Source organism: Kitasatospora sp. Xyl93 (assembly GCF_055383135.1).
In genome coordinates this window covers 5,348,703-5,372,002 of record NZ_AP029185.1, presented here as the reverse complement: position 1 = coordinate 5,372,002, position 23,300 = coordinate 5,348,703, and the positions used below count along the sequence as shown (strand labels likewise).

At 73.2% G+C, this 23,300-nt stretch carries 19 protein-coding genes; 2 read left to right on the top strand and 17 right to left on the bottom strand.

The genetic code is table 11. From position 1 onward, the window contains the following. Window positions 1–210 precede the first annotated feature (210 nt). The 3 genes from ACZ5GH_RS23915 to nsdA all read right to left on the bottom strand — a co-directional run bounded on the left by ACZ5GH_RS23915 (window position 211) and on the right by nsdA (window position 3,708). Window positions 211–549 carry a P-II family nitrogen regulator gene (locus tag ACZ5GH_RS23915; RefSeq protein WP_359829808.1) on the bottom strand — a complete coding sequence of 113 codons (339 nt, stop codon included), beginning with the start codon at window positions 547–549 and terminating at the stop codon, window positions 211–213. Beyond that, window positions 546–1,967 (bottom strand): ammonium transporter, encoded by a 1,422-nt coding sequence (locus ACZ5GH_RS23910; protein WP_387759361.1) that lies wholly within the window; start codon window positions 1,965–1,967, stop codon window positions 546–548. Before ACZ5GH_RS23910 ends, ACZ5GH_RS23915 begins: the two co-directional genes overlap by 4 nt. 286 nt (window positions 1,968–2,253) lie before the next feature. Beyond that, window positions 2,254–3,708 carry a transcriptional repressor NsdA gene (gene nsdA, locus ACZ5GH_RS23905; RefSeq protein WP_387759360.1) on the bottom strand — a complete coding sequence of 485 codons (1,455 nt, stop codon included), beginning with the start codon at window positions 3,706–3,708 and terminating at the stop codon, window positions 2,254–2,256. A gap of 638 nt (window positions 3,709–4,346) precedes the next feature. Between nsdA and ACZ5GH_RS23900 the strand changes: the two genes are divergently transcribed. Further along, the gene (locus ACZ5GH_RS23900; protein ID WP_387759359.1) at window positions 4,347–5,039 is read left to right on the top strand and encodes a bifunctional DNA primase/polymerase; all 693 of its coding nucleotides are present in this window, start codon (window positions 4,347–4,349) and stop codon (window positions 5,037–5,039) included. 106 nt (window positions 5,040–5,145) lie between these two features. Here ACZ5GH_RS23900 and ftsY read toward each other — a convergent pair whose 3' ends face one another. The 5 genes from ftsY to ACZ5GH_RS23875 all read right to left on the bottom strand — a co-directional run bounded on the left by ftsY (window position 5,146) and on the right by ACZ5GH_RS23875 (window position 12,724). Next, window positions 5,146–6,363: a signal recognition particle-docking protein FtsY gene (ftsY, locus tag ACZ5GH_RS23895; protein WP_387759357.1), complete on the bottom strand. Its 1,218-nt coding sequence runs from the start codon at window positions 6,361–6,363 to the stop codon at window positions 5,146–5,148. Window positions 6,364–6,410: 47 nt separating this feature from the next. Continuing rightward, window positions 6,411–10,076 carry a chromosome segregation protein SMC gene (smc, locus tag ACZ5GH_RS23890; protein WP_464335195.1) on the bottom strand — a complete coding sequence of 1,222 codons (3,666 nt, stop codon included), beginning with the start codon at window positions 10,074–10,076 and terminating at the stop codon, window positions 6,411–6,413. Window positions 10,077–10,232: 156 nt separating this feature from the next. After that, the gene (locus ACZ5GH_RS23885; protein WP_270143783.1) at window positions 10,233–10,436 is read right to left on the bottom strand and encodes a hypothetical protein; all 204 of its coding nucleotides are present in this window, start codon (window positions 10,434–10,436) and stop codon (window positions 10,233–10,235) included. Between the two features lie 447 nt (window positions 10,437–10,883). After that, window positions 10,884–11,183 carry an acylphosphatase gene (locus ACZ5GH_RS23880; protein WP_387759354.1) on the bottom strand — a complete coding sequence of 100 codons (300 nt, stop codon included), beginning with the start codon at window positions 11,181–11,183 and terminating at the stop codon, window positions 10,884–10,886. A gap of 179 nt (window positions 11,184–11,362) precedes the next feature. Then, complete coding sequence (locus tag ACZ5GH_RS23875; protein WP_464335194.1) at window positions 11,363–12,724, bottom strand: hypothetical protein; 1,362 nt, start codon at window positions 12,722–12,724, stop codon at window positions 11,363–11,365. 320 nt (window positions 12,725–13,044) lie between these two features. On the opposite strand from ACZ5GH_RS23875, the gene ACZ5GH_RS23870 reads away from it, so the two are divergent. Continuing rightward, on the top strand, window positions 13,045–13,965 hold the full coding sequence (locus ACZ5GH_RS23870; protein ID WP_464335193.1) for a DMT family protein: 921 nt from the start codon (window positions 13,045–13,047) through the stop codon (window positions 13,963–13,965). Between the two features lie 62 nt (window positions 13,966–14,027). Here the strand turns inward: ACZ5GH_RS23870 and mutM are convergent, their stop codons facing one another. The 9 genes from mutM to ACZ5GH_RS23825 form a co-directional block, all read right to left on the bottom strand. Next, entirely contained in the window at window positions 14,028–14,906 is an 879-nt protein-coding gene (gene mutM, locus ACZ5GH_RS23865) for a bifunctional DNA-formamidopyrimidine glycosylase/DNA-(apurinic or apyrimidinic site) lyase (RefSeq protein WP_464335192.1), read from the bottom strand. An 89-nt stretch (window positions 14,907–14,995) separates the two neighbouring features. Further along, window positions 14,996–15,787: a ribonuclease III gene (gene rnc / locus ACZ5GH_RS23860; protein ID WP_387759346.1), complete on the bottom strand. Its 792-nt coding sequence runs from the start codon at window positions 15,785–15,787 to the stop codon at window positions 14,996–14,998. A 20-nt stretch (window positions 15,788–15,807) separates the two neighbouring features. Continuing rightward, window positions 15,808–15,981, bottom strand: a complete 174-nt coding sequence (gene rpmF / locus ACZ5GH_RS23855; protein WP_030056747.1) for a 50S ribosomal protein L32 — start codon at window positions 15,979–15,981, stop codon at window positions 15,808–15,810. A gap of 2 nt (window positions 15,982–15,983) precedes the next feature. Next, window positions 15,984–16,628 carry a YceD family protein gene (locus tag ACZ5GH_RS23850; RefSeq protein WP_387759344.1) on the bottom strand — a complete coding sequence of 215 codons (645 nt, stop codon included), beginning with the start codon at window positions 16,626–16,628 and terminating at the stop codon, window positions 15,984–15,986. Window positions 16,629–16,792: 164 nt separating this feature from the next. Continuing rightward, a complete protein-coding gene (locus ACZ5GH_RS23845) occupies window positions 16,793–17,998 on the bottom strand; it encodes an ATP synthase F0 subunit B (RefSeq protein WP_464335191.1) in 1,206 nt (401 codons plus the stop codon). 187 nt (window positions 17,999–18,185) lie between these two features. Then, complete coding sequence (gene coaD, locus ACZ5GH_RS23840) at window positions 18,186–18,677, bottom strand: pantetheine-phosphate adenylyltransferase (RefSeq protein WP_387759340.1); 492 nt, start codon at window positions 18,675–18,677, stop codon at window positions 18,186–18,188. A 49-nt stretch (window positions 18,678–18,726) separates the two neighbouring features. Continuing rightward, a complete protein-coding gene (rsmD, locus tag ACZ5GH_RS23835; RefSeq protein WP_387759337.1) occupies window positions 18,727–19,311 on the bottom strand; it encodes a 16S rRNA (guanine(966)-N(2))-methyltransferase RsmD in 585 nt (194 codons plus the stop codon). 113 nt (window positions 19,312–19,424) lie between these two features. Further along, the gene (locus ACZ5GH_RS23830) at window positions 19,425–19,958 is read right to left on the bottom strand and encodes a hypothetical protein (protein WP_387759335.1); all 534 of its coding nucleotides are present in this window, start codon (window positions 19,956–19,958) and stop codon (window positions 19,425–19,427) included. Window positions 19,959–20,061: 103 nt separating this feature from the next. After that, window positions 20,062–23,298 (bottom strand): helicase-related protein, encoded by a 3,237-nt coding sequence (locus ACZ5GH_RS23825; RefSeq protein WP_464335190.1) that lies wholly within the window; start codon window positions 23,296–23,298, stop codon window positions 20,062–20,064. Window positions 23,299–23,300 lie beyond the last annotated feature (2 nt).

The window sequence follows — 23,300 nt, the reverse complement described above, 5'->3', positions numbered from 1 at the left end:
GCCGTCCCCACGGGATGGGCGTCCGACCGGGTGGAGCGGCCGGAGGTGGAGCGTGGCGGGGTGGAGCGTGCGGGGGGAGCGGCCGGGTGCGGAATGAAGGGCGAGCGCACCCCGTTCCGCCGCCCGGACGACGCCGGTACGCCGTCGGGCGGACCCGCACCCTTCCGGGTGAACGGGCCCGCCGTCCGCTGCGGGCTGTCGGCCGTCGGGCTACAGGGCGTCCGGGCCGCGCTCGCCGGTGCGGACCCGTACGGCGGTGTCGACCGGCACGCTCCACACCTTGCCGTCGCCGATCTTCCCGGTCCGGGCCGCCTTCACCAGGACGTCGATCAGGTCCTCGGCGTCCTCGTCCTCGACCAGGACCTCGATCCTGACCTTCGGTACCAGGTCCACGGTGTACTCGGCCCCCCGGTACACCTCGGTGTGGCCGCGCTGGCGGCCGTAGCCGCTGGCCTCGGTGACGGTCAGGCCGTGCACGCCGAAGGCCTGCAGGGCGGCCTTCACCTCGTCGAGTCGGTACGGCTTGATCACGGCGGTGATGAGCTTCATCGGGCGTCGACCTCGGTCTTCTTCTCGGCGGGCTTCACGGCGGACCCGGTGGTGGGGGCCCGTTCGGCGGCGGGCGTCGCGGCGACCGGCTCCGCAGCGGCGGCCTGTTCGGCGGCGGGCGTCGCGGCAGCGGCGGCCAGGCCCGGCAGGGCCCGGGCCAGACCCGCCCCCACGGCGCTGAAATCGTAGGCGGACTCGGCGTGTTCGGCCTGGTCGATGCCGGCCACCTCGACCTCCCCGGCGACCCGGAAGCCGACCAGCCGGTCGACCGCCTTGGCCAGCAGCCAGGACAGCACGAAGGAGTACGCCGCGACCACCGCCACGCCCATCGCCTGCTTGCCCAGCTGCCCGATCCCGCCCCCGTAGAACAGGCCCTTGACCTCCTGGCCGACCCCACCGGTGGCGAACAGGCCGACCAGCAGCGAGCCGACCGCCCCGCCGACCGCGTGCACGCCCACCACGTCGAGCGAGTCGTCGAAGCCCCAGCGGTACTTGAGCGACACGGCGGCGCAGCAGACGGCGCCCGCGACCAGCCCGATCGCGACCGCGCCGAGCGGGCTCACCGAGCCGCAGGCCGGGGTGATCGCGACCAGTCCGGCCACCGCTCCGGAGGCGGCGCCCAGCGTGGTGAAGGCGCCGTGCTTGAGTCTCTCGTAGACCAGCCAGCCGACCAGGGCCGCGCCGGTGGCGACCTGGGTGTTGACCATCGCCATCGCGGCGACGCCGTTGGCGGCCAGCGCCGAGCCCGCGTTGAAGCCGAACCAGCCGAACCAGAGCAGCCCCGAGCCGAGCATCACCAGCGGCAGGCTGTGCGGGCGCATCGGGTCCTTCTTGAAGCCGATCCGCTTGCCCAGCACCAGGCAGAGCGCCAGCCCGGCGACGCCCGCGTTGATGTGCACGGCGGTGCCGCCGGCGAAGTCGATCACGCCGTTGCGGTCGCCCAGCCAGCCGCCCCGGCCACCGTCGAAGAAGAACACCCAGTGCGCGACCGGGAAGTAGACGATCGTCACCCAGAGCGCGATGAACAGGCCCCAGGCGGCGAATCTCGCCCGGTCCGCGACGGCGCCGCTGATCAGCGCCGGAGTGATGACCGCGAACATCAGCTGGAAGAGCGCGAAGGCGGTGACCGGGATGGTGCCGGTCAGCTCGTCGATGCCGAGGCCGCGCATCCCGAGGTGGTCCAGGTCGCCGATCAGGCCGGCGAAGGAGTCGGACCCGAAGCTGAGCGAGTAGCCGTAGAGGACCCACAGCACGCTGACGATGCCGAGCGAGAGGAAGCTCATCGCCAGCATGTTCAGCGTGCTCTTGGCCCTGACCATGCCCCCGTAGAAGAAGGCCAGCCCTGGGGTCATCAGCATGACCAGGGCCGCACTGATGAGTACGAAGGCGGTGTCGCCCGCACTGAAGCCGTCCGGCATCGGCGTCTCCTCTGCGTCCAGGCCGATCCGCACCCGGGGACCCGTCCCGTGGTGTCACCGGGGCGTCGGCGTTGAGGAGGAGCGTGCCGAAGGCTGGTTTCGGCCGGTGCGACCGGTTGTTTCACCGCCGTGACGCGTGCGACGCGCGGGTTACGGCTGCGTGAACCGCCGCCGCGCCGCCGGGCACCGGAGCCGCCGCCAACCGCCGCCGGACAGGCCACCGACCGTGGCGGCGGCGGCCGCCACGGTCGGTGGAGCTTCCTCGGAGGGCCCCCGGCCGGGCCGGTCAGACCACCGAGACGAACTCCGGGATGTCCTGGACCACCCGCTCCTTGAGCCGGCTCACCGCGTCCACGCCCTTGAACCGGGCCGCCGCGGCCTCCGTGGTCTTGCGCACCCGGGAGTTCAGCCGCTCCGAGCGCACCTTGGTGGCGATGTCCACCGCCTGCTCGGCCATCACCGCGGCCTGCTCGGCCTCCTTCTGCAGCAGGTGGACGCTGGCCATGCCGATCAGGTTGAAGGCGTACGAGCGCACGTGGTCGGCGTCCTGGCGGAACAGGTCGACCGCGCGCTCCATCACCGGCGCGGACATCGAGGCGTAGAGCTCGGCGTTGTCCGAGTGGTACGCGAGGTCGCGGAAGGAGTGCGCGTTCTCGGCGTTCAGCTCGGCCGGCGAGAAGAACTTCAGCCAGTCCGGCTCCTGGTCCCCGTCCCGGATGTCGGTGAAGGTGTCCTCGGCCAGCCGGACCGCCCGGGCGCAGCGGTTGACCTCGCCGATGGTGGCGTAGGCGCGCGCCTCCATCGCGTACAGCAGGGACTGCTGGCGCGGGGTGGCGGCGTCGCGGCTGCCGTACTGGGCGAGGTGGATGAGCTCCAGGGCGTCCTCGCCCCGGTTGAGGTGGATCATCTGGCGGCTCATGTCGGTGAGGATCAGCGCGCCGAACGGGCGGTCGCCGGCCTCCTTGGCCGCGTGCAGGGCGAGCACGTAGTACTTCTGCGCGCTCGGGTGCATCCCGACGTCGTACGACATCCACCCGGCCAGGTGGGCGAGTTCGGCGGTGAGCCGGAACAGCCGCTTGGTGGTGTCCTCGCTGTACGTCTCCTGGAGCAGGTCGGTGACCTCGTGCAGCTGGCCGACGACGGCCTTGCGGCGCAGCCCGCCGCCGTTCTGCGCGTCCCACTGCCGGAACATGACCGTGGTCTGCTCGAGCAGTTCGAGCTCCGGTTCGGAGAGCCGGCCGGTGAACGCCTCGCCGCCGTTGGCCGCGGTGAGGATCGGGGTGGGCACGCCGGTCGGGCCGGGGGCGAGCCAGCGCTGCATCGGCTCGATCAGCGCGGCGCCCGCGGTCAGCGCGAGAGAGGTGCCGAGGAAGCCCCGGCGGTTGAGCATGAGGTCGCTGCGGGAGTAGTCGCTGATCAGCTGGACGGTCTGCGGGCCGCTCCACGGCAGGTCGACGCCGCCGCCCACGGTCGAGACCGGGATCGCGGCGCGCAGGCCGAGGTCCTCGATCGAGACCACCGAGCCGAACCGTTCGGAGAAGAGTTCCGACATGATCTTGGGGATCGGCTCGCGGGGCTGCTCGCCGTCGAGCCAGCGGCGCACCCGCGAGGTGTCGGTGGAGACGTGGTGGGCGCCGATCTGCCGGGCCCGGCGGTTGACCTGGCGGGCCAACTCGCCCTTGGACCAGCCGCTGCGGGCGAACCACGTGGTCAGCTTCTCATTCGGTTGCTTCTCTGCCATGGGTAACGTCCCCATCCCGCCCGGCCCCTAGCGGGGCCCCCGATCGTGACCGCCCGACGGTTGCGGGCTCTTGCCAGACGTGCCGTGCCTGAGGTGCTGCCGTGCCGCGGAGCTGCCGGACCCGCGGCACCCTCGCACTGGTGTGCCATCGTTGCGGACGATCCGTCAGGTTCCCAACTCCCGCTCCTCGACGGCCCGGAACAGACTCCTCGACGACATCCGCGTGCTGAACGTAATGCCCCGCGAGGGGCCCGTGGGAGCGGCCCTGGCGAAACGCCACCTTTCGCCACCCCCAGGAGTGAACCGAAGCCCGGGGGCACACGCTTCACTTAGGGAGTCCCGACGGTCCGGCATATGCGGGCCGCCAAGTCCCCCGGCGCCTCCCGGAGGACCCGGCGGAGTCCACAACCCACCTCAGCCACAGGCGAGTTCACCGTCCACTCGGGACGGCGACAGTCTCACGAACACGACGATCCGGCATCGGCGCCGCCCCCACAAGGCGGCGCCCGAGGCGCACCGGCGGAACAGGCGCACATCGCGCGCTGCGCGCCGCCACCGCACTACGCACCACACAGCTGACAATCAACACACAGTCACCGTCCCGTAACCATCGGCAACGAGAACCTGTTGGGGGAGGCATGGACAACCTGTTCGGCGAACTTCGACTGGGGCACCTGCGGCTGGCACCGCTGGGCGCGCGCCGCCGCACCAAGGTCACCGCGTCCCAGGCCGCCGCGGAGTACACCGGCCGCTGGGGCTGGGCGGTCACGACCGGCGACCCGGCCGCCGGCACCCCGGTCACCGGCGCCACCGCCCCGACCCGCTGTCCCTGCGGCTCCCCCCGCTGCGCCGCGCCCGGCCTGCACCCCGTGCCGGGCGGCGGCGGCCGGGCCCGCGCCGCCCGCGCCGAGACCTCGGTGCTGTTCCCCACCGGCCGCGCCTTCGACGTCCTGGACGTCCCCGAGCAGGCCGGCCTCCAGGCGCTGGTCCGGCTGGAGCGGATGGGGACGCAGGTCGGCCCGGTGCTCGCCGCCCCCACCGGCCGGCTCCAGTTCCTGGTCGCCGCCGGCACCGCCCGGCGTCTGCCCGACCTGCTGTACCGGATGGGCTGGGACGACGCCGCGCTCGACCTGACCTGCCACGGTGAGGGCAGCTACGTCGCCGCTCCGCCCACCGTCCTCGACGGCCTCGGCCCGGTCCGCTGGCTGCGCCGCCCCACCCGCGACAACGCGGGCTGCCCGCCGGAGGCGCGGCTGCTGCTCGGCACCCTCGCCTACGCCTGCCACCGCAGCCGGGAGCGCACCGCCGAACCGGCCTGGATGGCCTCCTGACCGGCCCGCCGGTCCCGGGGCGCACCGACCCGCCCGGCCACGGGTACGCGAAAGGGCCCGCCCCGGCAGGGGGCGGGCCCTTCGTACGGCCTTCGCGCGGGCTGCGTCAGTCCCCGATCAGCGCGTCCACGAACGCCCCCGGCTCGAACGGAGCCAGGTCGTCCGCGCCCTCGCCCAGGCCGATCAGCTTGACCGGTACGCCCAGCTCGCGCTGGACCGCGACCACGATGCCGCCCTTGGCGGTGCCGTCCAGCTTGGTCAGCACGATGCCGGTGATGTCGACCACCTCGGCGAACACCCGGGCCTGGATCAGGCCGTTCTGGCCGGTGGTGGCGTCCAGCACCAGCAGCACCTCGTCCACCGGGCCGTGCTTCTCGACGACCCGCTTGACCTTGCCCAGCTCGTCCATCAGGCCGGTCTTGGTGTGCAGGCGGCCGGCGGTGTCGACCAGCACGGTGTCCGCGCCCTCGGCGATGCCCTCCTTGACCGCGTCGAAGGCGATCGAGGCCGGGTCGCCGCCCTCCGGGCCGCGCACGGTGCGCGCCCCGACCCGCTCGCCCCAGGTCTGGAGCTGGTCGGCGGCGGCGGCACGGAAGGTGTCGGCGGCGCCGAGCACCACCTTGCGGCCGTCGGCGACCAGGACGCGGGCCAGCTTGCCGGTGGTGGTGGTCTTGCCGACGCCGTTGACGCCGACCACCAGGACCACCGCCGGGCCCTCCTCGTGCTTGGTGGAGCGCACGGCGCGGTCGGAGTCCTTGCCGACCAGCTCGACCAGCTCCTCGCGCAGCAGCGCGCGCAGCTCGTCGGGCGTCCGGGTGCCGAGCACCTTCACCCGGGTGCGCAGCCGCTCGACCAGCTCCTGGGTCGGCGCGACGCCGACGTCGGCGGTGAGCAGCGTCTCCTCGATCTCCTCCCAGGTGTCCTCGTCCAGGTGCTCCCGGGAGAGCAGCGAGAGCAGGCCCTTGCCGAGCGAGTTCTGCGAGCGGGAGAGCCGCGAGCGCAGCCGGACCAGCCGGCCGGCGGTGGGCTCGGGGACCTCGACGGCGGGCGCCGCCTCGGCCTCGGCCGGCGCGACCTCGACGGCCTCGGGGGCCTCGGCCTCCGCCGGGAGTTCCACCTCCTCGATGGTGCGGCGGGGCGCCTCGGTCGGCGGCGCGGACTCCTCGCCGACCTGGGGCTCCCGCGGGGTGGGCTTCGGCGCCGTGATGACCGGCGCCTGCGACTTCGGGGGCAGCTGCTGGCGTCGTCTGCCGGAAACGACGAGGCCCGCGATCGCGCCGACGGCGACCACGGCGATGACTACGGCAAGGATCACGTATTCCATAACCGCTCCAGTATCCGCGACCGGAGCCCGGATGGACCGCAGCCGCTCTACACCGATGCGGTTCGCGCGGCCCGGGGCCGCGGTTCCCGGTGCCCTCCCCCGGCCTGGCGGCCGGGAGGTGTCCCCGTGCGCAGCCGCTGGCTGATCACCTGCGAGATGCCGTCGCCCTTCATGGTCACGCCGTAGAGGGCGTCGGCCGACTCCATGGTGAGCTTCTGGTGGGTGATCACGATCAGCTGGGAGCTCTCCCGCAGCTCCTCCATGATCCCGACCAGTCGGCGCAGGTTGGTCTCGTCCAGCGCCGCCTCCACCTCGTCCATCACGTAGAACGGGCTGGGCCGGGCCTTGAAGATCGCCACCAGCAGCGCCACCGCGGTCAGCGAGCGCTCGCCGCCGGACAGCAGCGACAGCCGCTTGACCTTCTTGCCCGGCGGGCGGGCCTCCACCTCGACCCCGGTGCCGAGCATGTCGTCCGGGTCGGTCAGCACCAGCCGGCCCTCCCCGCCCGGGAAGAGCCGGGCGAAGACGCCCTCGAACTGGGCGGCGGTGTCGTGGTAGGCCGAGGTGAACAGCTGCTCGACCCGCTGGTCCACGTCCCGGACGATGTCCAGCAGGTCGCGCCGGCTGCGCTTGAGGTCGTCCAGCTGCTCGCCGAGGAACCGGTGGCGCTCCTCCAGCGCGGTGAACTCCTCCAGCGCCAGCGGGTTGACCTTGCCGAGCTGCTGGTACGCCTTCTCGGCCGCCCGCAGCCGCTTCTCCTGCTCGGCCCGGACGTACGGGTACGGCGCCTCCGGCTCCCGGCCTTCCGCGCCTCCCGCGCCTCCCGCGCCGGCGGCGTCGGCGCCCTCCGCCGCGGACGACGGCGGGACGGGCTGGTCCGGACCGTACCCGGCGACCAGCTCGCCGCCGTCGATGCCGAACTCCTCCAGCGCACGGGCCTCCAGCTGCTCGATCCGCAGCCGCTTCTCGGCGCGCAGCACCTCGTCCCGGTGCCCGGCGTCGACCAGCCTGTCCAGCTCCTCCTTGAGCGCGCGGCCGTGTTCCCGGTGCTCGCGCAGCTCCTGCTCGCGCTCGGTGCGCGCCTGTTCGACGGCCGCCCGCCCGGCGTCCGCGCGGGCCAGCGACACCTCCAGGCAGGCCAGCAGCTGCCGGGCGCCCGCCGCGACGGCGTTCGCCACCGAGGCGTCGTGCTCGGCGCGCCGGCGGCGCTCGGCGGTCCGGGCGCGCGCCTCGCGCTCGGCGCGGGCGGCCCGGTCCAGCTGGTCGGCCCGGCCGGTCAGGGCGCGGACCCGCTCCTCGTGGGTGCGCACCGCGAGCCGGGCCTCCAGTTCGGCCTGCCGGGCGGCGCCGGCGGCCTCGGCCAGCCGCTGCTGCTCGGCGGTGTCCGGCTCGTCCTCCCCCGCCTGCGCCGACTCCTCGGCGGCGGCCAGGCGCTGCGCCGACTCCTCGGCGCTGTCGATCAGTTCGGCCAGCCCCTGCGCGGCCCGCGCGGCGGCGGCCGACAGCCGCCCGGCCTCCCCGGCGGCTGCCCGGGCCTGCCCGCCGAGCCGGCCGAGCGCCCCGGCGACCTGGGCCCGCTCCTTCTCCTGCTGCCGTCGCAGCTCGGCCAGTTGCTCCACCTCGGCGGCCGTCTCCCGCCGCAGTTCGGCGAGTTCGGCCAGCCGCTCGGCCGACTCGGCGCAGCGGGCGGTGAGTTCACCGATCGCCCGGGCCGCCTCGTCCACCGCCGCCTGGGTCTCCAGCAGGCTCGGCGCGCCGCCGGAGCCGCCCTGGGCGAAGCCGGCACCGAGCCTGTCCCCGTCGGCGGTGACGGCACAGAGTCCGGGGTGCGAGGCCACCAGCCGCAGCGCCCGGTCGAGGTCGGCGACCACCGCCACCCCGGCCAGCAGCCGCCGGACCGCACCGATCAACTCGGCTGGGCCGTCCACCAGTTCGGCCGCCCAGCGGGCACCGTCCGGCAGCGGCTCACCGGCTGTCTCCGCCGGGTCGGCGGCACCGGCGATCAGCAGCGCGGCCCGGCCGGCGTCCTCGGCCCGCAGCAGCCGCAGCGCCCCGGCGGCGGCGGACGGCGAGTCGACGGCCACCGCGTCGGCCGCCGCACCGAGCGCCGCGGCGAGCGGCACCTCGTACCCGGCCTCGATCCGCAACAGCGCGGCCGCCGGGCCGAGCAGCCCGCCCAGCCGCTCCCCCGCGTCGAGCAGCGCGCCGGTGCCGTCCTTGCGGCGCAGCCCGAGGGAGAGCGCCTCGTGCCGCGCGGTCAGCCCGGCCCGCTCGCGCTCGGCGGCGCCGGCCGTCTCCCGGGCCGCGGCGAGCTCCGCCTCGACGGCGGCCAGCCGTTCGCGCGCCCGCCGGTACCGGTCCTCGGCCTGTTCGTCGGCCCCGGCCAGGCCGTCGACCTGCTGCTGGAGCTCCTCCAGTTCGCCCTGGGCGGCCTCGGCGCGCAGCAGCGCCTCGTCCCGGGCCTCGGCGAGCCGACCGGTCTCGGCCTGCGCCGCGGCGGCCCTGGACCGGGCGGCGGCGGCCTGTCCCTGCAGCCGGGCCAGGCCCTCCCGGCGGTCGGCGATCGCCCGGGCGGCGTCCCGCAGCCGGCGCTCCTCGGCGGCCAGCTCCCGCTCCACGCCGTCCTTGCGCTCGACCGCCTCGGCCAGCGCGTACCGCGCCTCCTCCAGCGCCTCGGTCAGCGCGGCCTCCTCCTCGCGGACCCGTTCTGCCTCCCGCTCCAGCTCCTCCGGATCGCGCCCGCGCCGCTCCTCGCCCCGGCCCCCGGCGACGGCGTGCCGGGCTCGGGCCTCGGCCAGCCCGATGGTGCCGCGGGTGCGCTCGGCGAGCGCGGAGAGCCGGTACCAGGTCTGCCGGGCGGTCTCCAGGCCGGGCCCGAGCTGCTGGACCTGCGCCTCCAGGACGCGTTCGCGCTGCACCGCGCGGGCCAGCTCCTGTTCGACGGTGGTGCGGCGCAGCCGCAGCGCCAGTTCGTCCGCGATCTCGGCCTCGACGGCCCGGCGGAGCGCGCACAGGTCGTCGGCGAGCAGCCGCAGCCGGGCGTCGCGCAGGTCGGCCTGGATGCCGGCGGCCCGGCGGGCGATCCGGGCCTGCCGGCCGAGCGGTCCGAGCTGGCGGCGCAGTTCCGCCACCAGGTCCTGGACCCGGTTGAGGTTGGCCTGCATCGCGTCCAGCTTCCGCAGCGCCTTCTCCTTGCGCTTGCGGTGCTTGAGGACGCCGGCCGCCTCCTCGATGAAGGCGCGGCGGCCCATCGGGTCGGCGTGCAGGACGGAGTCGAGCTGCCCCTGCCCGACGATGACGTGCATCTCGCGGCCGATGCCGGAGTCGGAGAGCAGTTCCTGGATGTCCAGCAGGCGGCAGGTCTCGCCGTTGAGCGCGTACTCGCTGCCGCCGTTGCGGAACATCGTCCGGGTGATCGTCACCTCGGAGTAGTCGATCGGCAGGGCGCCGTCACCGTTGTCGATGGTGAGGCTGACCTCGGCGCGGCCGAGCGGGGCGCGCCCGCTGGTCCCGGCGAAGATGACGTCCTCCATCTTGCCGCCGCGCAGCGACTTGGCCCCCTGCTCGCCCATCACCCAGGACAGCGCGTCGACCACGTTCGACTTGCCGGAGCCGTTCGGGCCGACGACGCAGGTGATGCCGGGCTCGAAGCGCAGGGTGGTGCTGGAGGCGAAGGACTTGAACCCGCGCAGCGTCAGACTCTTCAGGTGCACGCGGCCGGTTCCCCTCTATCGCTCACGACGGGAACCGACTGTATCGGGAGCCGGACACGACGAAGGGACGCCACATCCGGGCGTCCCTTGCAAGCTGCGTCCCTTTCGGGGCGGCTCAGTGCACAGCGGCGTCGATCTGCGAGGACCGGGCGGGACTCAGGTGAGAGCCGGCTCCCGCTGATCCAGATCGATGCTGTTGAGCAGCGAGTGCTCGCCGGCGACAGCGGTCAGTGCGTCGTTCTCAGCCTGCATCCGAAGGAGCTCGGCTTCAAGATCCTGGACGCGCTGCTGAAGCCGTCGCATCTCGGAGAGCATTCGCGGGTCGGGGCCGCCGACGTACCCGAGAAGCGCCTTTGCCATGATGAATGGTCCTCCACGCTGAGTGACCGAACCGGAACGGTCCAGGTCTAGGGGGAAGGGGGACGCACGCGCGGCGCGTCACCGGAAGTGCTGGCTGGGCACTACGGCATAACCACCGTGAGCTGGGCTCACGAGGGCATGCGCCTACCGGGAGAACGCGGTCGTGTGCGCGGGCTTCCAGCGTCTCACCAAAGACGGAAAGGGTCAACACGATCACCGCACGCTACCGCGTCCCTGTCACCTGCCCGGCGGTGTCGTCACGCCTGGGGGGTTCCGGGACGGGTCCACCACGTGCTCGTGGATCATCGTTCGATGCGGAGTCAACCACGAGTCTGCCCGGATGGCAACCTCGTGACACCGCCGGTTCCCGATCTTTTCCCGGAAGCCCGTGCGGCGGGCCGCCGGTGGTCCGTCGACGGGTGCGCCCCGGGGCGGTCCGGAGGCGGCTCAGCGGATCTCGAAACCCTCGTAACCGGCGCCGACGGCCGTCCAGATCTCGGTGACCCCGCTGACGTTCCCCGGGGTCCCCGGGCCGCGCAGCCGGGCCAGCAGCTGTTCGCAGTCGGGGGCGAGCCCCTCGGCCACCACCTGCACCCGGCCGTCGCCGAGGTTGCTGGCGTAGCCGGTCAGTCCGATCTCCAGCGCCCGCGCCCTGGTCCACCAGCGGAACCCGACCTGCTGGACCTTCCCCCGGACCCAGGCGGTCACCCGGACCGGTTCCTCACTGTGGGCGTCGCGACCGTGCATGCCCCGACCTTAGGACACGCCCCGACCCCCCGCGCGCCCGGCCTCGACCCGCCCCGCGCCGCCGACCGGGGACGCCGTCCGCACCCGCCGACCGGGGCACGCCCGCCCGCGCGGAGGAACGGCAGCGGCCCCGCCGGAGCACCGGCGGGGCCGCTGGAGCGGACGGTCGGTCCGGCGGGCTACCAGTCCCCGCCGCCGAAGTCGCCGCCACCGCCGAAGTCGCCGCCGCCACCGAAGTCGCCGCCACCACCGAACCCGCCGAAGTCGCCGCCGTTGAAGTCGGCGCCGGTGAAGTCACCGCCCTCGTTCTGGTCCTGGTAGCCGTGGCCGCCGTCCATCATCGGCCCGGCCGCGTACGCCGGCGAGCTCATCACCGAGCCGAGCATGGTGCCGACCAGCAGGGCCGGCAGCAGCCCGCCGCCGAAGCCGCCGTAGTAGCCGCCCGCATACGGGGCGTACGCCGGGCCGGCGTTCCAGTACGGCTGCGGGCCGTGCTCGGTGTCCACGGTGCGGACGGCCGGGTCGAGGCCGGCCGCCACCCGGTCCGCGTCGGCCTGGCAGACCGGCACGGAACGGACCGAGCCGCCGGCCGGGGACCAGTCGACGTCCTTGACGGACGGGCCGTGCCGCGGGTCCATGAAGCACGGGGGACGGCGCTCGGGCAGCGGGCGCCCGCCCCGCCGGGCGCTCAGGGCGGCCAGCGCGAACCGGCCGTCCTCGATCGCTTCGGTGACCTGCTTGACGTCCTCCGGCCGCTTGGCCTCGTCCATCAGCCGCTTGGACTTCTCGTACGAGTCCAGGGCGTGGGTGTAGTCGGTGCGCTGGGCGTCGTCGGCGTCGGCCGCGGCCGGGTTGAAGTCGAGCCGGTCCAGCTCCTCGCCGAAGGCGGTGATGTCCTCGTCCACCACCCGGCGCAGCTGCTCCAGCTCGGCCCGGGCCTGCTCCTCCTTGCGCTTCTTGGCGCGGCGGAAGAGCAGGAAGACACCGGCGCCGGCCAGTGCGACCAGCACCACCGGGACGACCACCCAGGCGATCGAGGTGCTGTGGTTGACCCCGGTGCCCTTGGTCTGCGGGGCGGCCTGGTCGACGAACTCGTTCAGGGTGGCGTCGATGTCGCCGTTGTTCGAGCGGAAGGCCGCGCCGGCGATCCGCTCCGGGAGGCCGGCGCCCAGCGCGCCCCGGTCGGCCCGGGCGGTGAACTGGTCACCGCGCCAGACCGCGTACACCCCGTCGATGCCGACCTTGGTGCGGAGGTCCTTGAAGACGGTCTCCTTGGCGTAGGAGGGCGAGTCGGGGACCACCGCGACGAAGATCGGCTTGTCGGCCTTGTCGATCTTCTTGGTCAGGGCGTCGGCCTGGGCCTGGCTGAAGCGGCCCGTCATCGCCGGGTCGACGTAGACCTGGCCCTTCTTCAGGGTGGCCGCGGCGTCGCTCAGCCCGGCCGCGGAGGCCGCCGGCGCCAGCAGGAGCAGCAGCCCGAGCAGCGCCGCCACCAGGGCAAGCGGCCCGGCGCCCCGGGAAGGTCGTGCAAGGGTTCTCATGCCCCCGACGCTACCGCGACCTGCCCCCGAGCACGCCATACCCTTCGCATACTGGTGTTGACAAGAGTCCCCGCCGACCGCCGGGGCCGCTCCCCTCCTCGGGGATGATGTTTCCCCCAGCCGTCCCTGACCCGCGGCCCGCCCGGGAACCGCCGGAGGCCGCCGGACGTACGTTCCGGCAGGCCCGGCCCGGTTCCGGGGTACTCCGGGGGGCGTGCCGACCGTACCGTGCGAACCGGCATAGTGGTCCCGGACCACCGGTCCCATTGCCTTTTCTTTACTCAGCCCGTTCCTGACCCAACTCCCGATCGGAGCGCTCGGTGATCATCGGCCTCGTCACCGCCGTGGCGGCATCCGCCTGCTACGGCACCGGCTCGGTCCTCCAGGCCGTCGGCTCCCGCCGCTCGGCCCGGGAGGAGGCGGCCAAGGGCGCCACCAGCTCGACCACCGAGCACGGCGGCCCGAGCCTCTCCTCGACCGCGAAGGCCGCCGTCACCTGGGAGTTCATCCTCGGCACGGTGCTCGACCTGATCGGTTTCGGGCTCGGCGCGCTGGCCGCCCGGCTGCTGCCGCTGTTCCTCTCCCAGACCATCATCAGCGCCAACCTGGTGATCACCGCGGTGCTCAGCATCAAGCTGCTGGGCATCCGGCTCAAGCAGCTGGAGTGGGCCTCGATCGCCGTGCTCTGCTCGGCGCTGGTGCTGCTGGCCGTGTCGGCCGGGCCGGAGGGCGGCCACCACGCGGCGATGTCCTTCCACTGGTGGCTGCTGATCGTCACCACCGTGCTGCTGGTCGGCGGCAGCCTGGTGGTGCGGCGGATGGGCGCCAACGGCGCGATCGTCGCCGGCCTGCTCTCCGGCCTCGGCTTCGGCGCCCTGGGCGTCGGGGTGCGCGTCCTCAACGGCATCGAGCCGTTCGACCTCGGCTCGCTGCTCACCGACCCGGCGCTCTACGCCGTCCTGGTCGGCGGCATCGGCGGCATGTACATCCACACCGTGGCGCTCCAGATCGGCTCGGTGAACGGCGCGACCGCCGCCCTGGTGGTCGGTGAGACGGTGCTGCCCGGCGCGGCCGGCGTGCTCTGGCTCGGGGACTCCACCAAGGCCGGCCTCGGCTGGCTCGGCGCGGCCGGCTTCCTGCTGGCGGTGGTCGCCGCGGTCGGGGTCGCCTACTTCGGCCAGGACACCCACGGCGCGCCCGGGGAGGCGTCCGCGGAGGAACCCGAACTCGCGCACAAGTAGCCCGGGGCGTGGCCCGTGGGTACCCGTCGGATCCGGCGGGCACCCACGGGCCGCGCCCTGTCTCAGGCCCCGGTGCGGATGCGCGGCACGCGCTGGCAGCGGGGGCAGAAGTAGCTGGAGCGGTTCATCCAGGCCGCCCGCCGGATCGGCGTGCCGCAGCGGCGGCAGGGCTCCTGCTCGCGGCCGTAGGCGTCGAGGTCCCGGGAGAAGTAGCCGCTCTCGCCGTTCACGTTGACGTAGAGGCTGTCGAAGCTGGTGCCGCCGACGGCGAGCGCCGCGGTCATCACGTCCCGGGCGTTGGCCAGCAGCAGCAGGGCCTGCGGGCGGGTGAGGGTCGCCGTCGGGCGGTCGTAGTGCAGCTTCGAGCGCCACAGCGCCTCGTCGGCGTAGATGTTGCCGACGCCGCTGATCAGGGTCTGGTCGAGCAGGGCGCGCTTGACGGTGGTCCGCCTGGCGCGCAGCGCGGCCGCGAAGGCGGCGTCGTCGAAGCGCGGGTCCAGCGGGTCGCGGGCGATGTGCGCGATGGAGACCGGGGTGCCCCCCGGGTCCCCCTCCTCGGCCTCCTCGACCGCCAGGCCGCCGAAGGTCCGCTGGTCGACGAAGCGCAGTTCGCGCCCGCCGTCGGCGAAGCGCAGCCGCACCCGCAGGTGCGTCTCGTCGGGGACGGACGGGTCCTGGACGAGCAGTTGGCCGCTCATCCCGAGGTGGCCGATCAGCGAGAATCCCACGCCGGTACCGGCCAGCGGCACCCACAGGTACTTGCCGCGCCGCTGCGCGGTGCCGAGGGTGGTGCCGGTCAGCCGGGCCGCGAAGTCCGCCGCGCCGGCCGGCTGGCGGCGCACCGCGCGCGGGTGCAGCACCTGGACGTCGGAGACGGTCCGCCCGGCCACCCAGTTGGCCAGACCACGGCGGACGACCTCGACCTCGGGAAGTTCGGGCACCGGAACACGCCTCCTGCTCGGTAGGGATCAGCAGGAGTGAAGGCTACTCGGACGCGTCGCCGCCCGGAGGGGTGCCCAGTGGGCCCGCGCTACGCCCCGGCGGGCAGCCGGTCGGCGTACTTCTCCTTGATCGCGCGCCAGGCGCTCTCGGCGGCCTTCTGCTCGGCTTCCTTCTTCGAGCGGCCGACGCCGCTGCCGAAGTCCTCGCCGGCCACCCGGGCCGCCGCGGTGAAGGTCTTCTCGTGGTCCGGGCCGGACTCCATGACCACGTACTCCGGCACTCCGATGCCCACCGAGGCGGTGAGTTCCTGGAGGCTGGTCTTCCAGTCCAGGCCGGCGCCCAGCTGAGAGGACTCCTCGATCAGCGGGTCGAACAGCCGGTGGACGAACTCGGTGGCCGCGTCCAGGCCCTGGTCCAGGTAGACGGCGCCGATCACGGCCTCGACGGTGTCGGCGAGGATCGACGACTTGTCGCGGCCGCCGGTACCCTCCTCGCCCTTGCCGAGGCGGATGAACGCGCCGAGCTCCAGGCCGCGGCCGACGTCCGCGAGCGCGCGGGAGTTGACCACCGCGGCGCGCAGCTTGGCGAGCGTGCCCTCCGGGACGTCCGGGTGGACGCGGTAGAGGGTGTCCGTCACCACCAGGCCCAGCACCGAGTCGCCGAGGAACTCCAGGCGCTCGTTGGTGGGCAGCCCGCCGTTCTCGTACGCGTACGAGCGGTGGGTCAGGGCACGTACCAGAAGGGCGCGCTCGAGTGTGTACCCGAGGCGCCCTTCCAGGACGTCGTATTCGGTCGAAGCCGGCCCGCCGGCCTTGCCTCCGCCTGAAGAGGAACCCTTCGGGGCGGTGGACGCCTTGCGGGTGGAGTTACCGTCCGACATCGATCCGTACACCCCGCCGATCAGACCGAGAGGACCTGGCGACGGTTGTACGTGCCGCAGCTCGGGCACGCGATGTGGCCGAGCTTCGGCTCGTGGCAGCGGTCGCAGGCCACGAGGGCCGGAACGACGGCCTTCCAGTTGGAACGGCGGTGGCGCGTGTTGCTGCGCGACATCTTCCGCTTCGGAACAGCCACGGCTACTTCTCCTGGTTCTCGGCGAGACCCTCACGGGTGTCGCTGTTCTTAGATCCGTCACCCTCGTCGCCGGGGGCGGCGGAGAGTCCCTGCAGAGCCGCCCACCTGGGGTCGACGGCATCGTGGTGGTGCGCCGGGTCGTCACTCAGGCGCGCTCCGCACTCGGAGCACAGGCCCAGGCAGTCTTCCTGGCACACCGGCTGCAGCGGCAGTGCGAGCACCACCGCGTCACGCAGCACCGGCCGGAGGTCGAAGAAGTCGCCCTCCAGACGGTAAGTCTCTTCTTCCGAGTCCTCGTCGAGGTCCTCGGCCCCGGCCGTCCGGGCGCGGTGGCGCTCGTCGGACTCCGGGTAGTAGTACAGCTCCTGGAAGTCCACGTCGACGTCGAACTCGACGGGCTCCAGGCACCGGACGCACTCGCCCTCGACGTGGGCCCCGGCGGTACCGGTGACCAGCACGCCCTCGACCACGGACTCCAGGCGGAGCTCCAGCTCGATCGGGCTCTTCTCCGGCACGCCGATCACGTCGATGATCCCGAAGCCCTCGGGGGCCTCCAGGGTCCGGCTCACCTTGCGCATCGAGCCCGGGCGACGACCGAGCTCGTGCGTGTCGAACACGAGGGGGTCGCGGTGGTCGAGGCGGTTCACGGTGTCCTGACTTCCATGGGGAATCTTCGATTGCGTCTCCGTACCGGACGGCGTTGCGAGGGCAAGCCGACAGCCGGACATGGAGAGGCCGGAGTGGTCAGACTACCGGAGTCTCCCGCCAGGCCCAACTTCGGTCCCGTCAGGAGACTCCCGCGACGTGCTGCTCAGCGCCCGCCGAGCTCCCGCAGCCTGGTCATGTCGATCATGCTGGTGTCGAAGAAGCTGGTCTCGTCCAGGCCCTGCCCCTGGCCCTGGCCCTGGGCCTGGCCCTGCTGGCCCTGGCCCTGCTGCTGGTGGGGCACGGCCGGCGGGGCGGCGGGCGGCTGGGGGTAGGTGTAGCCGTCGTACGACTGCGCCGGGTAGCCCTGCTGCTGCTGGGGATAGCCGTAGCCGCCCTGCTGCTGGTCCGGGTAGCCCTGCTGCTGGTAGCCGCCCTGCTGCTGGCCCCACTGGGTGTTGTACGGGTCTCCCTGGCCGGCCGGGTCGTAGCCGCCGCCGTACACCTCGGCGTACTGCCCGCCCGGCTGCTGGGCCGCCGCGTACTGGTCGGTGCCGGGGGCCTGCCACCCGGCCGCGGCCGGGGCCTGCTCCGGCCAGGTCTGCTGCTGCGGGACGTCCTCGCGGTACCAGGCGATGTCCGCGCCGTCCGCGTCCTGGGCGAAGCCCGCCGCGACCGCCTCGGCCCGCTCCTTGGCCTGCTGGGCCTGGTCGGCGGCGGCCAGGTAGGCGCCCAGCTCGTCGATGGGCCGCTTGCCGAGCAGCTTGTCGCGGCCCTTGCCGACCGCCTCCAGGGTGGCGCCGAGCACGTTCTCCAGGGTGGCGAGCTTCACATCGACGTACTCGTCGACCTCGGGGCTCGGGCTGATCCGCTGCGGGCGGAACTCCTCGCCGTCGGCCTCGCCCTCGGACTCGGTCTCGAAGACGCTGGAGTCGCCGCGCAGCTTGGTGCGGCCGCGGCCGACCGCGCCGAGCGTCTTGGTCAGCACGACCTCGAAGTTGGCGAGCTTGCTGTCCACGTAGTCGTCGGCCTCGGCCCGCTTGGCGTCGACCTCGGCGCGCGCCTCGGCGAGGATCCGGTCGGCCTGGGCCTGGGCCTGGCGGACCACCTCGGTGTCCGAGATCAGCGAGCCGCGCTCGGCGTGCGCGCCCTGGATGATCCGCTCGGCCTCGGCCTGGGCGTCCGCCACCACCTGCTCGTGGTCGGCCATCACCGACTGGGCCTGGGCGAGTTCGGCGGGCAGGGCCGACCTGAGGTCGTTGAGCAGGCCGATCAGCTCGGCCCGGTTCACCACGCAGGAGGCCGACATCGGCATCGAGCGGGCGTTCTCGACCGCCGCCACGATCTCGTCGACCTTGTTCTGCACGTCCACGGGGCTTCGTCTTTCCGTGTGCCGCCGACGGTCCGGCGGAGGCAGGCCCGACGCGGTGGACCTCACCGCGGGGCAGGAATACAGACTGTACGGCCAGTGCGCTGCGGGGTCACAACGCCTGAGCCGAACCGGTCTCCCGCCCCCGGGACAATCCATGACGAACCGGCAGAAAGGGACAGGCAGCGGACTACTGCTGGGCCTTGCGCTCCGCGATCCGCTCGACCAGCCGGCGGTGCACCGTCTCCGGCAGCAGGTGCGAGACGTCGCCACCGTACGAGGCGACCTCCTTGACCAGCGTCGAGGAGAGGAAGCTGTACGTCGGCGAGGTCGGCAGGAAGAGCGTCTCGACACCGGTCAGGCCGTGGTTCATCTGGGCCATCTGCAGCTCGTAGTCGAAGTCGCTGACCGCGCGCAGGCCCTTGACGATGGCCGGGATGTCCCGCTCGCGGCAGAAGTCCACCAGCAGGCCGAGGTGCGCCTCGACCACCACGTTCCCGTACTGGGCGGTGGTCTCCTCGATCAGCTCGATCCGCTCCTCGACGGTGAACATGCCCTGCTTGTTGCGGTTGATCGCCACCGCGACGTGCACGACGTCGTACAGCTTCGAGGCCCGCTCGATGATGTCGAGGTGGCCGTTGGTGATCGGGTCGAACGAACCGGGACAGACGGCTCGGCGCATGGCGTTTGTGCTCCCTCGTGGGGTGACGACTGCAGCGGGCCGCGGCCCGCTATTCCTGCTCGCCGGCCGCGGCGGCGGCGCGACCGTACCAGAGCGTGCCCTCGCCGTAGCGGCGGGAGCGCAGCCCCTCGAAACCCTCGGGCCAGTGGAACTCGCCGCCACGGGTGCTGCGCTCCACGGTGACGAGTGCGTCCTCCGCGAGCCAGCCCGTAGCCAGGAGTGTGATCAGCATCTCGCGCAGTTCCGCGTCCGTCACGGCGTACGGCGGATCGAGGAAGACCAGGTCGTACGGGGTCTGCGGCGGCGGGCCGGCGATCACCTTCTCCGCCCTGGCGGCCCGAACCTCGGCTCCCGGCAGGCCGAGCGTCCGGACGTTCTCCCGGATCACCCGGGCCGCCTGGCCGTCCGCCTCGACCAGCAGGACGTGCTCGGCGCCGCGCGACAGCGCCTCCAGCCCGACCGCGCCCGACCCGCCGAACAGGTCCAGCATCCGGGCCCCGTGCACGGTGCCGCGCAGCGCCTCCAGGGTGGAGAACATCGCCTCGCGGGCCTTGTCGGAGGTCGGTCGGGTGCCCCGGCCGGGCGGTACGGCCAGCCGGCGGCCGCCGGCCGCCCCGGCGATCACGCGGGTCATGGTGGTGGGAGGTCCTTTCGTCGCTGCCCGACCACGCTATCCCGAGCCGGCGGGTGACGGCCGTGGCCCCTGCCGGTTCGCCCGGCAGGGGCCACGGTCGCGCACTCGGGTGGTCAGCTCGCCTCGGAGCCCGCCGCCGGGGCCGGGGTGCCCGCGCCGAGCAGGGCCGGCGAGGCGTAGCGGGACCAGGACAGGCAGCCGTCGGGCGGGCAGAACTCGGGGCGGCGCGGGTCGTGCCCGAGCTCGCGCAGCTTGGTCCGGACGGAGTCGGGCGTGCGGCCGAAGCGGGCGGCGATCCGGGCGATGGTCTCGCCGTCGTGGAAGCGCCGGACCAGCTCCTCCTCGTGCTGCGGCACCCAGGGGGCGCCGTGGCCGGGGTACAGCTCGCGCAGCACGTCGCGGTCGGGGATGGGCTCGGAGACGTCGGCGACGATCGCCAGCGCCCGCAGCGCGCGGTTGAGCGCGATCCGCAGCGAGGCGACGTCCTCGACCGGCAGGCGGAGCTTGCCCGAGGCGAGCGGCGCGGCGGCCGCACCCTCGCGCCAGCCGGTCAGGGTGAGGGTGACCTCGCGGTCGTCGTCGCTGGCGAGTTCGATCCGGAAGACCTTGTCGCCCAGCGGGAGCTCGTTGAGATGACGGAATGCCATGGCTTGACCCCCAAGTGTCGCGCCAGGTACGCACCTTGGGGGTGCGCCCTGAACACCTTCATTCTCTCCCGGGGGTCTGACAATCCGACCTGTCCGGGACCGCTCAGCCCTTCTCCATGTAGGCCGCGCGGTCCTCGTCGAGCAGGCTCTCCAGCGCGGTGCGCAGCTCCGGGTGGGCGGTCAGCTCCGGGTCCTCGGCGACCAGCCGGGTGGCCTCGGTGCGGGCGGTGAGGATGACCTCCTCGTCCTCCAGCACCGAGAGCACCTTGAGCGAGGACTTCACCCCGGACTGGGCCTGGCCCAGCACGTCGCCCTCGCGGCGCTGTTCGAGGTCGATCCGGGACAGCTCGAAGCCGTCCAGGGTGCCCGCCACCGCGTCCAGCCGGGCCCGCGCGGCGCTGCCGCCGGGCATCTCGCTGACCAGCAGGCACAGGCCCGGTGCGCTGCCGCGGCCGACCCGGCCGCGCAGCTGGTGGAGCTGGGAGACGCCGAAGCGGTCGGCGTCCATGATGACCATCGCGGTGGAGTTGGGGACGTTGACGCCGACCTCGATGACCGTGGTGGCGACCAGCACGTCCACCTCGCCGGCCGCGAACCGGCGCATCACCTCGTCCTTGGCCTCCGGCGCGAGCCGGCCGTGCAGGATCTCCACCCGCAGGCCGCTCAGCGGGCCCTCGACCAGCTTCCCGGCCGTCTCCACCACCGAGAGCGGGGGCCGCCGTTCGTCACTCCCGGCGCCCGCGTCGGCGACCTCCTCGAAGCCGTCCTCGACGGCCCCGCGGCGCTTCTTCTTCGGGTCCGCGGCGGGCTCCTCGTCCCCGATCCGGGGGCAGACCACGTACGCCTGGTGGCCCTTGGCGACCTCCTCGCGGACCCTCTCCCAGGCCCGGGTGAGGAAGTTGGGCTTCTCCAGTGCCGGGACGACGTGGGTGGAGATCGGCGAGCGGCCAGCCGGCAGCTGGTCCAGGACGGAGGTCTCCAGGTCCCCGAAGACCGTCATCGCGACGGTGCGCGGGATCGGGGTGGCCGTCATCACCAGCAGGTGCGGCGGCTGTTCGCCCTTGGCGCGCAGCGCGTCCCGCTGCTCGACGCCGAAGCGGTGCTGCTCGTCCACCACGACCAGGCCGAGGTCCTGGAACTGGACCTTGTCCTCGATCAGCGCGTGGGTGCCGATGGCGATCCCGGCGTCCCCGCAAGCCATGTCGAGCAGCGCCTGGCGGCGGGCGGCGACGCCCATCGAACCGGTCAGCAGCACCACCCGGGTGCCGAGGTCGGAGCCGCCGAGCATGCCGCCCTCGGCGAGGTCCCCCATCATCTCGACGATCGAGCGGTGGTGCTGCTGGGCGAGCACCTCGGTGGGCGCCAGCAGCACCGCCTGGCCGCCCGCGTCCACCACGGCGAGCATGGCGCGCAGCGCGACCAGCGTGTTGTGCGTCACGGTGAAGTTGTCGGTGACGTAGGCGGAATCGGGGTGCCCGACCCGGATGCACTGCACCGGCTTGCGGCCGACGTACTCGACCTGCCGAATGCCGCGCCGGAAGGCGTTGTACTTGGGCCGGTCCGCGACCCGTTCGGCCTTCCGAGAGAGGCGAAACGGCGGGAACTCGTCAGGCAGCCCGACCGACACCACGAACGCGGCCTTCCTCGCAAGCACCCGCGCTCGCCCGCCGAGGGACCGCACCAGCCAGGCCAGGTCATCCGCCAGGCGGCGTGAGGCACTGCAGAACGAGACGTCGTAGCCGTTGCGCCCAACGGTGCCGTCTGTGTCCATCAGCCCCTGCAGTAGCGAAAGTCGCTGCTTGATCGAGGCATTCTTGTAGACCTCGGGCACGAACTTTCCATGGGAGGTCAGGTCCCAGAGGCCAAGCTCGCGAAGTGCCTGGATCACCGGGTTCCGCCGTGTCCCACCACGTGGGCCGGGCAGCCTGATCAGGTAGTCGAAGGGCCTGCTGAGCTTCCGAGTGACCACGCAGTCCGGCGGAATGGCCGCCTGGACCGCATCCAGGATCTCGGCATCGGCCGTCGAGAACCCCAGCTGGTGGCGGAACGTCCCGTCCCCCAGAAGCACGCCCATCAGGTAGGGATCGAGCGGCTGCTCGCCCGTCCCCCCGAGATCGACGGGCGCCGCCCGCGGCAGGTACCACTTGGACGTTCCGTTGCGTTTCCAGGTGTCGTTACGGATCTCCCGCGTCGTCAGGATCTTGGGCTCGTCACCGCGATGCCAGGCGCAGCTGGTTGCGACGATCCACAGATGCTCGTCATCGCACTCGACGGAGCTGCCGTCCGACAGGACGAGCCGCCAGACATCGCGCTCACCCTGAGGAAATACGCCCTCAACGGGTGCCAGATCACCCGACGGCGTCACCACCAGATCCCCGACGCGAATGTCACCCATGGCCTTGAAGCCGCCCGGTGTCAGCACCAGCGCATCGAGCGGCTGAGCTTTCCCCGATCCGACCTCGCCCTGGAGCAGCCGGTGCATCGGGTGGTCGGTGGCGAGGTCGGCGGCGATCTCGGCGGAGACCTTCCGCTGGCCCTCGGTGAGGGTGAACGGCAGCCGGGCGTCGAAGGCGTCCAGCAGGCCGCCCTCGCGGGCCCGGCGCGGCTTGGCGGGCAGGGCGGAGTCGGCGGCCCGGCGCTGCGCGAGGGCGACCTGGAGCACGAAGGCCTCGTCCCAGCGCAGCCGGCTCTGGGCGCGCTCGCGGTCGGCGTGGCCGCGCGGGCGGTGGATCAGCTCCAGCGCCTCGGGCAGCGGGATCAGGTCGTGCCGCTCGCGCAGTTCGGCGGGCAGCGGTTCGCCGACGTCGCCGAGGTGCTTGGCGAGCGCGGTCTCGACGCAGATCGACAGCTTCCAGCTGGGCATCTGCGCGCTGGCGCCGTAGACCGGGATGAGCCGGCCGGCGAACCGCTCCGCGGCGTCCGACCCGGCGTCCTCGTCGAGCAGCTGGTAGTCCGGCGAGACCAGCTGGCGGGTCCGGTTGAAGACCCCGACCTTGCCGGCGAACAGGCCCTGGGCGCCGGCCCTGAGCTCCTTCTGCCGCCAGCCCTGGTTGAAGAAGACCAGCGACAGCCGGCTGCGGCCGTCGGTGACGACGACCTCCAGCCGGTCGCCCTTGCGGCCGCGGAACGGGATCAGGGTGACCTTCTCGATCCGGGCCAGCACGGTGACGTGCTCGTCGACCTCCAGCTCGTCCAGGCTGGTGAGCTGGCCGCGTTCGACGTAGCGGCGCGGGTAGTGGTGCAGCAGGTCCCCGACCGTGCGCAGCTTGAGGCTGTCGGCGAGCACCTTCGCGGTGCGGTCGCCGACGAGCTTGGTCAGTGGTTCATCGAGAGCGCCCATCA

Bases quoted from the DNA above. Each gene is read 5' to 3' on its own strand.
- ACZ5GH_RS23915 (WP_359829808.1), bottom strand. From the start codon at position 549: ATGAAGCTCATCACCGCCGTGATCAAGCCGTACCGACTCGACGAGGTG.
- ACZ5GH_RS23910 (WP_387759361.1), bottom strand. From the start codon at position 1,967: ATGCCGGACGGCTTCAGTGCGGGCGACACCGCCTTCGTACTCATCAGT.
- nsdA (WP_387759360.1), bottom strand. From the start codon at position 3,708: ATGGCAGAGAAGCAACCGAATGAGAAGCTGACCACGTGGTTCGCCCGC.
- ACZ5GH_RS23900 (WP_387759359.1), top strand. From the start codon at position 4,347: ATGGACAACCTGTTCGGCGAACTTCGACTGGGGCACCTGCGGCTGGCA.
- ftsY (WP_387759357.1), bottom strand. From the start codon at position 6,363: ATGGAATACGTGATCCTTGCCGTAGTCATCGCCGTGGTCGCCGTCGGC.
- ACZ5GH_RS23885 (WP_270143783.1), bottom strand. From the start codon at position 10,436: ATGGCAAAGGCGCTTCTCGGGTACGTCGGCGGCCCCGACCCGCGAATG.
- ACZ5GH_RS23880 (WP_387759354.1), bottom strand. From the start codon at position 11,183: ATGCACGGTCGCGACGCCCACAGTGAGGAACCGGTCCGGGTGACCGCC.
- ACZ5GH_RS23875 (WP_464335194.1), bottom strand. From the start codon at position 12,724: ATGAGAACCCTTGCACGACCTTCCCGGGGCGCCGGGCCGCTTGCCCTG.
- rnc (WP_387759346.1), bottom strand. From the start codon at position 15,787: ATGTCGGACGGTAACTCCACCCGCAAGGCGTCCACCGCCCCGAAGGGT.
- coaD (WP_387759340.1), bottom strand. From the start codon at position 18,677: ATGCGCCGAGCCGTCTGTCCCGGTTCGTTCGACCCGATCACCAACGGC.
- rsmD (WP_387759337.1), bottom strand. From the start codon at position 19,311: ATGACCCGCGTGATCGCCGGGGCGGCCGGCGGCCGCCGGCTGGCCGTA.
- ACZ5GH_RS23830 (WP_387759335.1), bottom strand. From the start codon at position 19,958: ATGGCATTCCGTCATCTCAACGAGCTCCCGCTGGGCGACAAGGTCTTC.
- ACZ5GH_RS23825 (WP_464335190.1), bottom strand. From the start codon at position 23,298: ATGGGCGCTCTCGATGAACCACTGACCAAGCTCGTCGGCGACCGCACC.